We start from the raw sequence: 15,073 nt of genomic DNA on the forward strand, positions 1-15,073 counted from the left end.
ACTATTCACTCCTTCTCCCAACCTCTTGATTCAACTGCTCTCGCATGTCCTTCCAATCCTTCTAAACGTGCGAGACGTGCAATTTTCGGTGCGTTTTGTTCCCATGTTTTTTCGGTATAATAGACAACACTTGTTTTCTTAATAAAATCATCGACATTTAACCCCGAAGCAAATCGTGCTGTACTATTTGTCGGTAGGACGTGATTTGTTCCTGCAAAATAGTCACCTACAGGCTCTGAACTGTAACGCCCTAAAAAGATGGCACCTGCATGGCGAATTTGTTCACTTACTGCTTCTGCATTTTTCGTTACAATTTCTAAATGTTCGGGTGCTAACTGATTAATAGCTTCTACTGCTTCCGCCATCGAACTTGCTATATAAATACGACCAAAGCGTTCAACTGATTGACGAGCGATTGATTCTCTTGGTAATGTCTGCAATTGTTTTTCCACTTGTGTTGCAACAGCTTGAGCGAGTTGTTCACTCGTTGTAATTAAGATGGAACATGCAAGGGCGTCGTGTTCTGCTTGAGATAGTAAATCGGCTGCTACTTCATCAGCATAGGCAGTTTCATCTGCTAAAATAGCGATTTCGCTGGGCCCCGCGATCATGTCAATTGCGACATCACCAAACACTTCCCTTTTTGCAAGTGCTACAAAAATATTTCCTGGACCTGTAATTTTGTCGACGGGTTGAATCGTTTCTGTACCATATGCGAGTGCTGCAATTGCCTGCGCACCGCCCATTTTATAAATTTCTGTAATGCCTAAAATCGAAGCTGCTGCAAGTACTGCATCGGGTAATTTCCCTGTTGCATCACATGGCGTTGCAATGACTACGCGTTCTACACCCGCAACTTGTGCTGGAATCACATTCATCAATACAGAAGAAGGATAGGCTGCTGAACCACCTGGTACATATAATCCAACTGATGTTAGCGGTAAAATACGCTGCGCTAAATATGAACCATCTTGTAATGGTAGTTTGAATCCTTGACGACTTTGTTGTTCGTGATAACGACGAATATTGGCTGCTGCTTCACGCAAGTCTTGTAAGATGACTTCATCCATCGCCTGAACAGCTGCAGCGATTTCTTCCTGTGTAACAAGTAGTTTTTCTAAACGAAAATCATCCCATTTTTCTGTATACGCTTTTACTGCTTCATCACCTTGCTGCTTTACATCTTCAATAACTGCACGAACTGTTTGCAGTTGCATCTCATTCCCTGTTTCAAGTTGACGCTTTAAAGAAATACCTGCTGTTAATATTTGAATATCCATCTACTCACCCCTATTTTACACACGCTTTTAGACGTTTTACTAAATCTATAATACGTTCATTCTTCATACGGTAACTTGCTGGATTGGCAACTAATCGTGACGACACATTCGTAATATATTCATATTCTACAAGTCCATTCTCTTTCAATGTTTGACCTGTTGAGACAATATCGACAATGCGATCTGCTAAACCAATCATCGGTGCTAACTCAATCGAGCCATTCAGTCCGATAATTTCTACTTGTTCGCCGCGCTCACGATAGTAGGCTGACGCAATATTCGGATATTTTGTCGCAATACGTGGAGCAATCTCATCTAGTACGGTATTCGGTAAACCAGCTGATGCAATATGACATGTACTAATCTTCAAATCAAGTAATTCATGCACATGGCGTTGTTGCTCAAGTAATGTATCTTTCCCCGCGATTCCAATGTCTGCTACACCATGCTCAACATATGTAGGTACATCCATCGGTTTTGCTAAAATGAAGCGAATATTTTCAGAAGGTACTTCCAACATGAGTTTACGTGATAAATCAATTGTTTCAGGTAAGTCGAAATTCGCTTGAATTAGTAGCTCATATGCTTCTTCAAAAATACGTCCTTTTGGCATCGCAATTGTTAATGGCTCATTCATAACTTGTACCCCCTTGTCCAACACGTACTACTTTCGTAAACTGCTTTTCATATTGTGCGAAATTTTCGATTCCTTCTAAAGATTGCATCGTCGTACGATAACCCTGTTCGCGCAATTGCTGTGTTTGTTCAAGTGCCTGTGCCAATTGTGTCGATACAAATAGAATAAGAACACTCTCTTTTTCATCTTCTATTTTCGGCATTGCTTCTAATAAATAATCAATTCGCAGTGCGAAACCTACTGCACTCATATCTGCACCGAAATTTTCAAGCAATCCATTATAGCGTCCGCCATTCCCAATTGGATAACCTGTATTCGCCGCAAATACTTCAAACATCATGCCTGTGTAATAATTCATATGACTTGCGATTGTAAAATCAAATGCCACGTATTCTTGTACGCCAGCAATTTCCAAAATCGAAGCGAGTTGTTCCATATAAATGAGCGCTTCTTTTTCATAAAGATATTTTGAAATTTGTCGCATATTGGTAAGGGATGTTGCTTCCTCGATAAATGATTTTAATGTGCTAGCCTGTTCAGTCGTTAATACAAAACAATCCACTGCTTCTTCAAAACCAACATAGTTACGATTCACGAGTAGTTGATGTAATTCAGTAAACTGTTCTTCTGTTTGAACATTTTTTCGAATGATCGCTTCTAAAATTCCCGCATGACCAATCGTAATCTTGAATGATTCAATACCTAAGCGCTTCATTAAATCAATCGTCGTTAGAATGACTTCTGTATCTGCGTAAATTGAATCATCACCAATTACTTCAATCCCCATTTGTTCGAATTCTGCCGGCTTTCCACCTTCCAATTCTTGCGCGCGGAAAACATTTGAAAAATAAGCTAATCGCTGTGGTACTTTTTCTTTTAATAGTTTTGTTGAGGCAATACGTGCGATGGGCGTTGTCATATCTGGACGTAACACGAGTGTGTTTCCTTGTGAATCAACTAATTTAAACAAGTTCGACTCTAAAATTGCTGAAAAACGACCAACTGTTTCGTAATATTCCAATGTGGGTGTCTTAATAAAGTCAAATCCTCTTAAAGAGAAAAATTCACGTCCGACTTGGCGTATCCATTCTTTCTTTTCAAAAATCCCTGGTAATGTGTCACGCATACCTAATGGCTTTTCGAATGGGCGAATCATAGACATACTTCCACTTCCTATCTTTTACTTTAGTTCACTAGAGTACTAATGTGATGATGTATAGTATTCTAACGCAATTCTAGATAACCGTCAAATTTCATATATATAAAAAGACATGCTCACGTAAAATAATTCGTCTTTCAACTACTCTATTTCCTCAAACATGCCTTTTTTTCTTTTATTTCGTATTAAGATTTTTCAGATAATTTCTTTTCTCGTTGTTCCTTTGTATAAATAATTTGCATAGGATTTCCACCAACCATCGCGCCTGCTGGTACATCTCGGTTCACAAGTGTCATTGCCGATACTACTGCATCATCGCCAATTGTAACACCTGGTAGAATCGTCGAGTTTGCACCAACCATGACACGACTCCCAATTTTCACATCGCCTAAGCGATACTCATCAATTAAATATTCATGCGCTAAAATTGTCGTGTTATAGCCAATAATCGTATCGTCGCCCACTGATATTCGTTCAGGAAACATCGTATCCGGAACAACTTTTAAAGCGAAAGCTGTTCGCTCACCGACTTTCATATGTAGTAGATGGCGATAGAGCCAATTTTTCATCGCGAGAAATGGTGTGACGCGTGAGATCTCAATGACGATAAAACATTTCGCCACTTTCCAAAAAGAAACCGTCTTGTAAATTTGCCATAAAGAAGAGGCTCCCTCTACTTTATAGCGTGTCGTTTTGCGCATAGGCTTCCACTCCTGTAATTTGATATAAATCACGCATATGGTAAAGCATATAAGTTGGGTGTAGTGCTTCTAAAAATGCTGCTCCCTTCAACGACCAAGCGACACCTGCTGTATGAACACCTGCATTTTGTCCACCTTCAATATCATGGTAGTTATCACCAATCATAATGACTTCATGCTTTTGTAAACCAAGTTCTTGTAGAGCGAGTAAGACAGGTTCTGGATGTGGTTTAGTATGTTCAACCTCATCGTTACTAATAATTACATCGAATAGTTCTTCTACACCTAATACATGTAAACCAGTTAAAATAGCCTCACGTCTTTTTGTTGAGACAATGGCCAATTTTAAACCTGCTCGCTTCAATTGTGTTAGTACTTCGACTACACCATCAAATTCTGAGACCAATTCGTCATGGTGCGTACGATTCCACGTAATATATTCTTCGATTAAATTTTCAGCATTTTGTGGATCAATTGCTGTAAACGTTTCTTTTAAAGAAGGTCCGATAAATTGAGCCATATCTTCTTTTTTATATTTCCCAGGAAATTTTGGTGATAAGACATGATAAAAAGTTTCCATAATTAATTCGTTTGTATCTAATAACGTACCGTCAAAATCAAATAATAATCCTTTATAATACATAGCTAGCACTCCTTTTATATAAAACAACCCGGGCTACATGATGTAGTTCCGGGCGTTCTACTATTTATCTTTATAACGTACAACTGGATTCATCTTCTTACGACGATAAATCATCACAATTGCCGCAATAACTAATGCAATTAATGATACCATCTGCGCTGTACGAAGTGGGCCAATGTACAAACTATCTGTACGAAGTCCTTCTACGAAATAACGTCCGAATGAATACCACATCACATAGATTAAGAAAATTTCCCCACGTAATAGATTCACTTTTCTAAGTAGTAATAAAACAATCAATCCGACAATATTCCACATTGATTCGTAAAGGAATGTCGGGTGATGATAAAATCCTTGAACATTCATCTGTTCAATGATCCAATTTGGTAAATATAGGCTTTCTAAAAATGAACGCTCTACGACACTACCGTAAGCTTCTTGGTTCATAAAGTTGCCCCAGCGCCCGATAATTTGACCGATTAAAATCGATGGAGCTAGAATATCGGCTACTTTCCAGAAGTTGACGCCACGCTTTTTACAGAAGATTAATACAGTAATGGCACCACCAATCAGTGCACCATGAATGGCAATACCACCTTGCCATATTTGAACAATCTGTCCTGGATGTTCTTTATAGTAACTCCATTCAAATAATACATAATAAATTCGGGCACAGATGATTGCAATTGGAACCGTCCAAATTAATAAATCTGTTAAAAAGTCGTCTTTAAAACCTCTTTTGGTCATTTCACGCTGCGCAACTACATAGGCAATGATAATACCTGTTGCGATTAAAATTCCATACCATCGAACCGCTACAGGTCCTAAATTAAAGGCTACCGGATCAATTTGCATTAATAAAAAATCCATCTCTTTCTCCTTCCACGTACAGGACTTACCCCTGTCCTTGAATTACATCTTCTAGTCTCTTTGTAAATTCTTCCGCAGAATTAACACCAAGATTTTTTAGACGGTGATTCATTGCCGCTACTTCTATAATAACCGATAAGTTTCGTCCCGGCCTTACAGGAATTGTCAGCTTCGTTAAATCGGTATCTAAAATACGCATTGTATCTGTCTCGATTCCTAGTCTATCATATGTTTTTTCGGAATCCCAAACCTCAAGGTCGATGACAAGAGAAATTCTTTTATGGCGACGAACAGCTGAAGCACCGAACATTGTCATAATATCGATAATTCCAATACCACGAATTTCTAACATATGTGCAATAAGCGGTGGTGCATTCCCAATCAGTGTATTCTCACTCTCTTGGTAAATTTCCACACAGTCATCTGCGACAAGGCGATGGCCTTTCTTTACAAGCTCTAGTGCTGTCTCACTTTTACCGACACCACTATTTCCTGTAATGAGTACGCCTATTCCATAAATATCAACCAATACACCATGTACAGCTGTTGAAGGTGCTAAACGACTCTCTAAATACGTTGTCAGCTTACTTGAAAAACGTGTTGTTGATAGATTCGTTGTTAGTACTGGTACATGATTTTCTTCCGAAGCCATACGTAATTCTTCAGGTACTTCCATATTATGCGAAATAATAATAGCAGGAGTATCTTCTGCACATAACTTTTGCATGCGCTCAATTCTTTCCGCCTTTGGTAACATTAAAAAGAATGATAACTCTGTCTTGCCGAGTAACTGTACACGCTCTGCTGGATAGTGCGTGAAATAACCAGCCATCTCTAAACCCGGTCTCGAAATATCACTTGTTAAAATGTGACGACCAATTCCTTCTTCCCCACAAATGAGATTCAAATTAAATACTTCCATTATATCTCTCGTACATACTTGTTCCAACTTGTTCACGTCCTCTCAATCGTACGTTTATTTTATCATGTAGCGTGCGGAATTTCTTCCTTAAAACGATACAAAAAAACAGCTCGATTGTCATTTCTACAATCAAACTGCTTTTTAAATTACTTTTGAGTTGAAAGCCACTCTGCAACTGCTTTTGCTTCGTCGCCTTTGACAATACCACCAGGCATGCCACCTTGACCATTTTCAATAATGTCTAAAATCTCTTTTTCAGATTTCTTTGCACCGATATCTTTAATTGAAGGTGCATTCCCATTATTTAATTCATTCCCATGACAGCTAATACATTTCTGTTTTGCAATCTTTTCACCATCTACTTTTGTTGAATCACCTGATCCTGATTCACTTGAACCACAAGCACCTAAAAGTAATGCCGAACCAAGAATGGTTGCAAAAAATACTTTTTTCATGTCTTCCCCTCCAGTACAAGCTTCTTCATTCTAACTTATTATACAATAACAGGATTCATACATAGATTTCAATTATCACGAAAAAAGGAACTTTCTATTAAACTAATTGGAAGTTTGTTACCCATTGATTGGCTTTTTCCACAAATTCAAATAGTTCGTCTGTTTTTAGTTGAAGCTTACCTTCTAAACGTGTTACTTCTTCCCAATCTAAACGTTCTAGTGCAATTGCCATATCTAAAACAGGAGATAATGCTGTTTCACTTCCTGAAATCGTTTCAACAATTTCATCTGACAAAGGTAACTGCGCCAAAATAATGTTCATTGGTTTTTCTAATAAAGCATCAATTAATGAGAACATACCCACTAAAAAATACTCTGAGTGATTACGATAACCAATTCTTTTCGCCATGAGCTCACATAATTTGGCACGACAAAGTGATGTCTTCATTAATTCTTCATACATATCCGCTTTAGGCTTTTTACTCCACTCACGATAAATTAAAATTTGCACCCATCTTTGTAAATCCGTTAATCCAAGTAGTAAAATTGCTTGTTTAATCGAACGGATTTTTCGTTTTGTTCGTTTAGAAGAATTATTAATGAGCTTTAATAATTTGAAAGAAAGCGCAACGTCATGTTCAATATGATCAACTAACCCATCAACATCTGGTTCTTCATTATTTAACAAAGCAATTACTTTATAATATTGCAGCATATTTGCTGGAATTTCATTACCTTTAATAATTTGAGGCTGTTTAAAATAGTACCCTTGAAACAACTTATACCCAATTGTTCTAGCTTCTAAATATTGTGCTCTCGTCTCTACTTTTTCCGCAAGCAATGTGATATGTGGATAATGTCTTAATACTTTCTCTTCAATTTCATGTCGTTCTACTTCTGTCGATAGCAAAAAATCCACTTTTATGTAATCAACATATTGAAAGAGCTGGTCATATAAACTCACATGATTTTGAAGAACAAAATCATCTAAAGCAATGCGAAATCCCCTATTATGAACCTCTTTGACACGCTCCACTAACTCAGCTGTAATTGGCACATCTTCTAATACTTCTACTACCACTTCTCGCGGTGATAAACTTTCAAAAATATCACTTTTTAATAGTGCATCCGTAAAATTAATAAAGCATGGCTTACCACTCGCTAATTCATCAAAACCAATTGAAAAGAATGAGTTTATAATGACCTCTACCGTTGCTAAATCGGAGTCTACAGCCATATATTCATTCTGTTCTTGGTCATTTCTATATAAGAGCTCATAAGCAAATAATTTTTCATTTTCATCGAAAATCGGTTGTCTACCGATAAAAATCTCCATTTTCCTACTCCCTCACTATTTCGTCCATTTTATTATAGCAATATTTATGACTTTAGTCTTTACCTTCTATATAAAATATATAATTTTTGTACCATACATACAGTTATTCTAACCTAATAAATAGAAAATATTTCACATTTAATTATTTTTATGATAATATCCTTTGGATTATTTGGTAAATATTATAAATTTATTCTATCATAAAAAAAGGGAAATCGGCTATTTTAGCGATTTCCCTTTCATTTTTATTTTAATATAACAATTAGTTACTTAGTCTCATTAAAGATAATTGACCATTCTGCTTTCTTATCTAACATCTCTTTCGCTAACTGTTTTGCGCCTTCTAAACTATGGCTTGCTGCCCAGCCACACTGAACTTCGTTACATGCTGGGACTTCTGTTGCGTCTACAACATCTTGTAATGTATTTTCTAAAATTGTTAATACTTCATCATAGTCTGTATGATTAATCATCGATAAATAAAAACCTGTTTGACATCCCATCGGACTTAAGTCTACTACGTAATCTGTATGGTTACGAATATTTTCAGCCATTAAATGTTCAATTGAGTGAAGTGCAGGCATCTCCATATGCTCTTTATTCGGTTGTTTAAAACGAATATCGTATTTATATACCTCATCTCCGTGCTGACCTTTTTTAATTCCTGCTAGGCGAACAAATGGTGCCTGTACTTTTGTATGATCTAAATTAAAACTTTCTACATTCATTTTTTCTGTCATCATGAAAACTCCTTTTAAATTCATTATTAAGAATATTCTAACATATATTTATTTAAAAAAAGACCTTTGCTATTTTTTAAGCAAAAGTCTTTTTATTTTACGATATAGTTGATTTTCTCGATTTGATAAAGCCAACGAATGCTGGAATAACCGAAAGGAAAATAATCACAATTAATACGGTAGAGAAATTCTCTTTTACAATTGGGATATTACCAAAGAAATAACCAAGTAATGTACAGCTTCCCACCCATAACGCCGCGCCTACGATGTTATACATTAAGAAGTAGCTATACTTCATTCGACTTGCACCTGCAACGAATGGAATAAATGTACGAATAAAGGGCATAAATCGTGCGATGACGATTGTTTTACCGCCGTGCTTATTAAAGAACGCCTCTGCTTTATTCATCTTTTCTTGATTAATCATTTTTCCCATAAGTGTACCTGGACGAATCGTCGTCCCTACTTTTTTACCGATTTCATAATTTAATGAATCACCAATTACAGCAGCAAAGAAGAACACAAGAAGCAATGTTGGTAAGCTTAATGAACCAATTGCGGCAAATGTTCCTGCGGCAAATAATAGCGAGTCCCCTGGTAAGAATGGAAAAATAACAAGACCTGTTTCAACAAAAACGATTGCGAATAAAATACCGTATGTCCAGTTGCCAAAGTCTCGAATGATTTCTACAAGATGTTGATCGATGTGTACGATAAAACTAATAATATATTCAATCATGCTAATCATCTTTTTTCATCCACAATCCTTTTCTATGATTTCTTTGTCTATCATACCTTTTTGTATATAAACTGTCATGTGAAATTGAACGTCACCATCATGGAAAAGTTGCTATTTTAAAGAAATTTACAATTTCTTAACAAACCAATTTTGAATGGCTTCTAATCGCTGTAAACGCAAATTCGGTAAACCAGTTCGTGATAAATCATGATTTGCCTGTTCAAAACGAATAAACTCTACCTCTTTCCCCATTGACTTCATTGTTACATACAGCTGTTCTGCTTGTTCAATCGGACAACGATCATCTAATTCTCCATGTAAAATCATCAGTGGTGTTGTACTATTTTTGACATATTTTAATGGCGAATGCTCCCAAAGTTTGTCTACATCATGCATATCCCCTTCAATTTGCCATGGTGTGAAATAGTAACCGATATCGGATACGCCAAAGAAGCTCACCCAATTTGAAATAGAACGTTGCGTCAATGCAGCTTTAAATCGGTCTGTATGTCCAATAATCCAGTTTGTCATAAATCCACCATAACTACCACCTGTTACACCTAGACGACTTGAATCAACCCATGCGTATTCTGAGGTTGCTAAATCCACTGCTGCCATTAAATCTCGGTAATCACCGCCACCATAGTCACCACGACAACCATTTACGAACTCTTGGCTATAACCATGACTACCACGAGGATTCATGTATAGGACACCATAACCTTCTGCAGCGAGTAACTGCATTTCATGCATGAATGTATTCGCATACATCATATGTGGACCACCATGAATCGCTAACATCAATGGATATTTCTGTCCTTCTTGGTATTGAGCTGGTTTCATCAACCATCCCCATACAAGTTGTCCCTCATTCTCCACTTGAATAATTTCTGGCTTAACTAGATGATGTGTTTGTTCATAGTTTTCATTGAATTGTGTCAGTTGATGACGTTCGCCTGTTGTAACTTCATGTAAATAGAGGTTACTAACGGTTGTCGGTGACGAACAAGCAATCAATGCATATTGTCCGTCCTTTGTGATGTCATACCCGTAAATATGTTCTTCTTCAGGTGTAGCAGGATAGATTGCCCCACTCAATGTTGCGTAGTACAGGCGTACATCGCCCATTGATGACATTTGGAAGTAGAGATCATTTCCTTCCGTCCAAACAACAGAAGGTGCTTGAACACTCTGTTGTACATCGCCAATTGCATAGTCTCCAACAGGTAAGTCCATCATCGCGGTTAATGACCAAGCGGATTGCTGTGTTACATCGTATACATACACTTCATTATGTGTGGCATTACGATAGGGTTCGTTTGGCGACACCTCAAAAGCAATGTAAGCTCCGTCATGTGAGTACGTTGCTCCACCTAACGAACCATCCATATCAAAGATTTTTTCCATTGTTTTTTCTTCTATTGAATATTGTAAGAGTTGCATCGAAAAATCGTCATCTTTTGCTGTAGACCAATTCGTTAATAATACTGTCTGACCATCAGGCGAAACATGCTGTACATTATAATTCGTTTCATCTTTTATAAGCGGTGTTATTTCTTCAGTTGTTACATCCAACTTCGCAAAAGCAGCGTATTGTTTCGTATTGAGTAAACCTGTACCATTCAATTTATAGCGCATACGATCGACATGATAGGCTTCTGGTCGTTTCTTTTCTCTCTTTTCTTCGAAAAAATCTTGCTCTATTTTTGCTGTAAAATAAATTGTCGCACTATCTATGTACCATTGATAAGAAGTAATGTGACGTAATTCTTTTACAACCGCTCGTGCTTCTCCGCCATCAATCGGTAAAATATATAAAGTTGCCTCTTTCTCCCTTGTTGAAATAAAGGAAACCACCTTGCTATTTGGAGACCATTGAACCGAAGAAATACGTTCTTTTCCAAAAGTAAGCTGTTGTATCTGTCGTGTTTGTAAATTTAATTGATACAAATAGTTATAGTACGTATTTTCTTTTTCGTCTATTACTGTTTTCAGAAAAACAGCCTGTAACTGATTCGGTGCGATAATAGGTGTCGCAACTGATACCAATTCAAATAAATCTTCTTTTTCTACATATTTTTTCATCTAATTCACACTCCTCTACTACCATTATAAACCTGTTATAGAAAATATCACAAATCTAATTAATACACATTATTTCTCGTTATACTTTAAAAGTAAATCAAAAATACATAAATTTTCTATCTTGCCTATTTTTTCATATCAGTGTACACTTTTTAAGTATCATAAGTGCTTGAAACCACTTGTATTTTCTGAATTTTTAAGAGATATAATCTATTTATATCATGTGAATTGGAAAACATTATGCTATCATGTTATGGAAACACAAAAAATGCACTAAGGAGAGTTGTTTTTTATGAGTAATAAGCAACCAGAACTCAAGCGAGGTCTCGAATCAAGACATATTGCATTGATGTCGCTCGGCGCTGCCATCGGAGTAGGTTTATTCCTCGGTTCAGCTGGCGCTATCAAAATTGCGGGTCCAGCAGTCTTACTGACATACGCAATGGGCGGTCTTGTTATTTTCTTTGTTATGCGTGCTTTAGGTGAAATTGCAGTTGAAATTCCTGTAGCAGGATCATTCAGTCGTTATGCACAACAGTTTTTAGGACCACTAGCTGGATTTATTACGGGGTGGAATTATTGGTTCTTATGGATTGTAACGTGTATGGCAGAAATTACAGCAGTCGGTATTTATATGACATTATGGTTCCCGGATTCACCAAAATGGGCTTGGGCACTTGCAGCACTTGTTGCGATGACATTAGTCAACTTAATTGCCGCAAAAGTATTTGGTGAATTCGAATTCTGGTTCGCCTTTATTAAAGTATTTGCGATTATCGCAATGATTGTAATTGGTTTAGCCGTTATTCTATTTGGAATTGGCAACGGTGGTGTTGCAACCGGTTTCTCTAATTTATGGTCACATGGTGGATTCATGCCAAATGGATTCTCAGGCGTAATCGGCGCATTACCAATTGTTATGTTCGCATATCTAGGGGTGGAGATGATTGGCGTAACAGCTGGTGAAGCCAATAATCCAAAAAAGACATTACCAAAAGCAATTAATACGGTATTATGGCGTGTGTTGATTTTCTACATAGGTGCATTAACCGTTATTCTGTCGATTTATCCTTGGAGTGATATGGACGGTCAAAGTAGTCCATTCGTTATGATGTTTGATCAAGTAGGTATTCGCTACGCTGCTGGTATTATTAACTTTGTTGTACTAACAGCTGCTTTATCAAGCTGTAACAGTGGTATTTTCAGTACAGGTCGTATGTTATTCAACCTGGCTGGTCAAAAACAAGCACCGAAAATTTTCCACAACGTTGGAAAAACAGGTGTACCAACTGTCGCAATTCTATTCTCAGCTATTGTTTTATTAATCGGTGTTGTTTTAAACTACTTCGTAGATGAAAAAGTATTTATCTACTTAACAAGTGTGTCGACATTCGGTGCCATTTGGACGTGGCTCATTATATTATTTGCGCAAATTAAATTCCGTAAAACGCTGACAGGCACTCAAGTAAATAAGTTGTCATTTAAAAATATTTTCTATCCATTAGGTTCTTACTTTGCAATCGCTTTCTTATTCATGGTTGTTGTGCTTATGTATTTCAACGTGGATACTCGTATTGCACTCATCGTAGGCCCTATCTGGATTGCCTTACTCATTTTCTTCTACTTTGTTGTTTACAAAAAGCAAAAGAATCAAGGCGATTCATTCTAAATTTCAATACGAAACAGACTGAAGCATATATGCTCCAGCCTGTTTTTTATTTTGAATCCGTATTTTTTTGTTCAGTCTGTTCATTGTATTTTTGCTCTTGTTGCACTTTTTCACGCGTTTGTGAAATTGGATTACGCCCATCTATATCAGGTCTTGTACCGGAAGTCGCCTCATCAAATGGTGCATATATGTGATCTGCTTTATTGTGTCGGAATAAATATCTGAAAATCACATAAATCACAAGAATAACGAGTATTAGACTAATCGCTCCCCAAACAATTGTTGCAATCATCTCAGTTCCTCCTCTGCTAATTGTCTTTTCAATACCTTACCTGTAGAATTCTTTGGCAATTGCTCGACAATTCGTATTTCTGTAGGACACTTATACTCTACTAAATGCCCTTCACAATACATTTTCAAACGTTCTGGATGAATTTCTTCTTTCAACGTAATATATGCACATACCTTTTCACCGTATTCTACATCATTTAATCCAACAACAGCTGCTTCTAATACCGCTTCGTGTTGATATAAAACTTCCTCAACCTCTCGTGGATAAACATTATATCCACCTACAATGATTAAATCTCTTTTACGGTCAACAATAAATACATAACCCTCTTCGTCCATATAGGCTAAATCACCTGTGTATAGCCAGCCATCTTTTAAGACATTAGCGGTTTCTTCAGACATTTTATAATAACCTTTCATCACATTCTTACCACGTACTGTTAATTCACCAATCTTCATACGCGGCACTTCGAATCCTTTTTCATCTACAATACGATTTTCTACATGAACGATACTCTGCCCAATTGAACCCACTTTTTGTTTACCTAAAGGATTAAAACATGTAACTGGAGAAGCTTCGGATAAGCCATATCCTTCTGAAATACGAAGCTGGAATCGTTCTTCAAATTGTTCAATCACTGCTCTTGGTAAAGATGAACCGCCTGAAATAGCTAAACGAATTGAACCGAGTGGCTTTTCATAACTAGATTCTGTATGTAGTAAAAAATTATACATAGTAGGAACGCCTGCCATAACAGTGGCTCCTTGTTCATTTGCTGCTTCGAAAATTCGAACAGGGCTAAAATGTGATTGAAGAAGTAGTGTTGCGCCTTGTAAAAGTGGCGCATTGACAGCTACGGTCAATGCAAATACATGAAATACAGGTAATACTGTAATCATACGATCATCATGATAAATACCTAGAAATTCTGCTACATCTCGAGCATTTTCAAATAGATTTTCATGCGTTAACATAGCTCCTTTGGGATGACCTGTCGTACCTGATGTATATAAAATAACAGCCACATCTGCCATAGAATGTATATGAGTATCTTGTAAACAGTTGTTTATAGAGAATAATCCAACCATTTCCACAGGACATACTATTGCCTCTAATGCTTGATATTGTTGTGTGACCAGTACAGTCTTTGCATCACTTTGTTCTAGAATGTATTGAATTTCATGTTTAGTATAACTTGGGTTAATCGGAATAGCTGTTGCACCCATTGCCCAAATGGCATAGAGTGAAAAAATAAATGTTGGTTCATTGCCCATCATAATCGCAATATGGTCCCTTGCTTTGTACCCTTTCTCCTTTAAATCTCGTTGAATTCCTTCGATTACACGACTCATTTCTTCGTATGTATAAGATTCACGTTCTGCTTGAATCGCTAATTTAGTTGGGTTTTTTCGCACATTTTCAATAAAGCTGTTCAAAAGACTCATATCATCACGCTCCTATTACGTTACATTGTATGTTAATTTTTTGCATTTCACAATGTTAAGAGAAAAACAGACTGGGACAAAACAGTTCATCTTCTTTTTT

At 36.9% G+C, this 15,073-nt stretch carries 15 protein-coding genes; 1 reads left to right on the plus strand and 14 read right to left on the minus strand.

The annotated features are described in order from the left end of the window. Nucleotides 1-5: 5 nt before the first annotated feature. The 12 genes from hisD to MHB75_RS09590 all read right to left on the minus strand — a co-directional run bounded on the left by hisD (nt 6) and on the right by MHB75_RS09590 (nt 11,567). On the minus strand, nt 6-1,280 hold the full coding sequence (hisD, locus tag MHB75_RS09535; protein ID WP_340997370.1) for a histidinol dehydrogenase: 1,275 nt from the start codon (nt 1,278-1,280) through the stop codon (nt 6-8). Between the two features lie 10 nt (nt 1,281-1,290). Then, nucleotides 1,291-1,917 carry an ATP phosphoribosyltransferase gene (gene hisG, locus MHB75_RS09540; RefSeq protein WP_141272927.1) on the minus strand — a complete coding sequence of 209 codons (627 nt, stop codon included), beginning with the start codon at nt 1,915-1,917 and terminating at the stop codon, nt 1,291-1,293. After that, entirely contained in the window at nt 1,910-3,079 is a 1,170-nt protein-coding gene (locus tag MHB75_RS09545; protein WP_141272924.1) for an ATP phosphoribosyltransferase regulatory subunit, read from the minus strand. The genes hisG and MHB75_RS09545 overlap by 8 nt, the downstream gene beginning before the upstream one ends. Before the next feature lie 182 nt (nt 3,080-3,261). After that, nucleotides 3,262-3,777 carry an acyltransferase gene (locus MHB75_RS09550; RefSeq protein WP_340997374.1) on the minus strand — a complete coding sequence of 172 codons (516 nt, stop codon included), beginning with the start codon at nt 3,775-3,777 and terminating at the stop codon, nt 3,262-3,264. Then, nucleotides 3,755-4,420, minus strand: coding sequence for a pyrophosphatase PpaX (gene ppaX, locus MHB75_RS09555; protein ID WP_340997376.1), 666 nt, complete (start codon nt 4,418-4,420; stop codon nt 3,755-3,757). Before ppaX ends, MHB75_RS09550 begins: the two co-directional genes overlap by 23 nt. Nucleotides 4,421-4,480: 60 nt before the next feature. Further along, entirely contained in the window at nt 4,481-5,290 is an 810-nt protein-coding gene (gene lgt, locus MHB75_RS09560) for a prolipoprotein diacylglyceryl transferase (protein ID WP_121177061.1), read from the minus strand. 25 nt (nt 5,291-5,315) lie between these two features. Continuing rightward, nucleotides 5,316-6,239: an HPr(Ser) kinase/phosphatase gene (gene hprK, locus MHB75_RS09565; protein WP_068451166.1), complete on the minus strand. Its 924-nt coding sequence runs from the start codon at nt 6,237-6,239 to the stop codon at nt 5,316-5,318. Between the two features lie 119 nt (nt 6,240-6,358). Next, nucleotides 6,359-6,667, minus strand: coding sequence for a cytochrome c551 (gene cccB, locus MHB75_RS09570; protein WP_068451163.1), 309 nt, complete (start codon nt 6,665-6,667; stop codon nt 6,359-6,361). A gap of 97 nt (nt 6,668-6,764) precedes the next feature. After that, nucleotides 6,765-8,003, minus strand: coding sequence for an EAL and HDOD domain-containing protein (locus tag MHB75_RS09575; protein WP_340997381.1), 1,239 nt, complete (start codon nt 8,001-8,003; stop codon nt 6,765-6,767). Between the two features lie 266 nt (nt 8,004-8,269). Next, nucleotides 8,270-8,743 carry an S-ribosylhomocysteine lyase gene (locus MHB75_RS09580; RefSeq protein ID WP_141272912.1) on the minus strand — a complete coding sequence of 158 codons (474 nt, stop codon included), beginning with the start codon at nt 8,741-8,743 and terminating at the stop codon, nt 8,270-8,272. 97 nt (nt 8,744-8,840) lie between these two features. Beyond that, a complete protein-coding gene (locus MHB75_RS09585; RefSeq protein ID WP_285216432.1) occupies nt 8,841-9,488 on the minus strand; it encodes a VTT domain-containing protein in 648 nt (215 codons plus the stop codon). A gap of 120 nt (nt 9,489-9,608) precedes the next feature. Continuing rightward, on the minus strand, nt 9,609-11,567 hold the full coding sequence (locus MHB75_RS09590) for a S9 family peptidase (protein ID WP_340997383.1): 1,959 nt from the start codon (nt 11,565-11,567) through the stop codon (nt 9,609-9,611). A gap of 292 nt (nt 11,568-11,859) precedes the next feature. Between MHB75_RS09590 and MHB75_RS09595 the strand changes: the two genes are divergently transcribed. Continuing rightward, nucleotides 11,860-13,236, plus strand: a complete 1,377-nt coding sequence (locus tag MHB75_RS09595; RefSeq protein WP_141272906.1) for an amino acid permease — start codon at nt 11,860-11,862, stop codon at nt 13,234-13,236. Between the two features lie 46 nt (nt 13,237-13,282). Here MHB75_RS09595 and MHB75_RS09600 read toward each other — a convergent pair whose 3' ends face one another. After that, on the minus strand, nt 13,283-13,528 hold the full coding sequence (locus tag MHB75_RS09600) for a hypothetical protein (RefSeq protein WP_141272904.1): 246 nt from the start codon (nt 13,526-13,528) through the stop codon (nt 13,283-13,285). Beyond that, a complete protein-coding gene (locus MHB75_RS09605; RefSeq protein ID WP_340997387.1) occupies nt 13,525-14,973 on the minus strand; it encodes an AMP-binding protein in 1,449 nt (482 codons plus the stop codon). Before MHB75_RS09605 ends, MHB75_RS09600 begins: the two co-directional genes overlap by 4 nt. Between the last annotated feature and the right edge of the window lie 100 nt (nt 14,974-15,073).

This window comes from Kurthia sp. FSL E2-0154 (assembly GCF_038003625.1).
Lineage (GTDB): Bacteria > Bacillota > Bacilli > Bacillales_A > Planococcaceae > Kurthia > Kurthia gibsonii.

Coding starts and splice junctions, on each gene's coding strand:
- ppaX (WP_340997376.1), bottom strand. CDS start 4,420: ATGTATTATAAAGGATTATTATTTGATTTTGACGGTACGTTATTAGAT.
- cccB (WP_068451163.1), bottom strand. CDS start 6,667: ATGAAAAAAGTATTTTTTGCAACCATTCTTGGTTCGGCATTACTTTTA.
- MHB75_RS09550 (WP_340997374.1), bottom strand. CDS start 3,777: ATGCGCAAAACGACACGCTATAAAGTAGAGGGAGCCTCTTCTTTATGG.
- lgt (WP_121177061.1), bottom strand. CDS start 5,290: ATGGATTTTTTATTAATGCAAATTGATCCGGTAGCCTTTAATTTAGGA.
- hisD (WP_340997370.1), bottom strand. CDS start 1,280: ATGGATATTCAAATATTAACAGCAGGTATTTCTTTAAAGCGTCAACTT.
- MHB75_RS09600 (WP_141272904.1), bottom strand. CDS start 13,528: ATGATTGCAACAATTGTTTGGGGAGCGATTAGTCTAATACTCGTTATT.
- MHB75_RS09580 (WP_141272912.1), bottom strand. CDS start 8,743: ATGACAGAAAAAATGAATGTAGAAAGTTTTAATTTAGATCATACAAAA.
- hisG (WP_141272927.1), bottom strand. CDS start 1,917: ATGAATGAGCCATTAACAATTGCGATGCCAAAAGGACGTATTTTTGAA.
- MHB75_RS09545 (WP_141272924.1), bottom strand. CDS start 3,079: ATGTCTATGATTCGCCCATTCGAAAAGCCATTAGGTATGCGTGACACA.
- MHB75_RS09590 (WP_340997383.1), bottom strand. CDS start 11,567: ATGAAAAAATATGTAGAAAAAGAAGATTTATTTGAATTGGTATCAGTT.
- MHB75_RS09575 (WP_340997381.1), bottom strand. CDS start 8,003: ATGGAGATTTTTATCGGTAGACAACCGATTTTCGATGAAAATGAAAAA.
- MHB75_RS09595 (WP_141272906.1), top strand. CDS start 11,860: ATGAGTAATAAGCAACCAGAACTCAAGCGAGGTCTCGAATCAAGACAT.
- MHB75_RS09605 (WP_340997387.1), bottom strand. CDS start 14,973: ATGAGTCTTTTGAACAGCTTTATTGAAAATGTGCGAAAAAACCCAACT.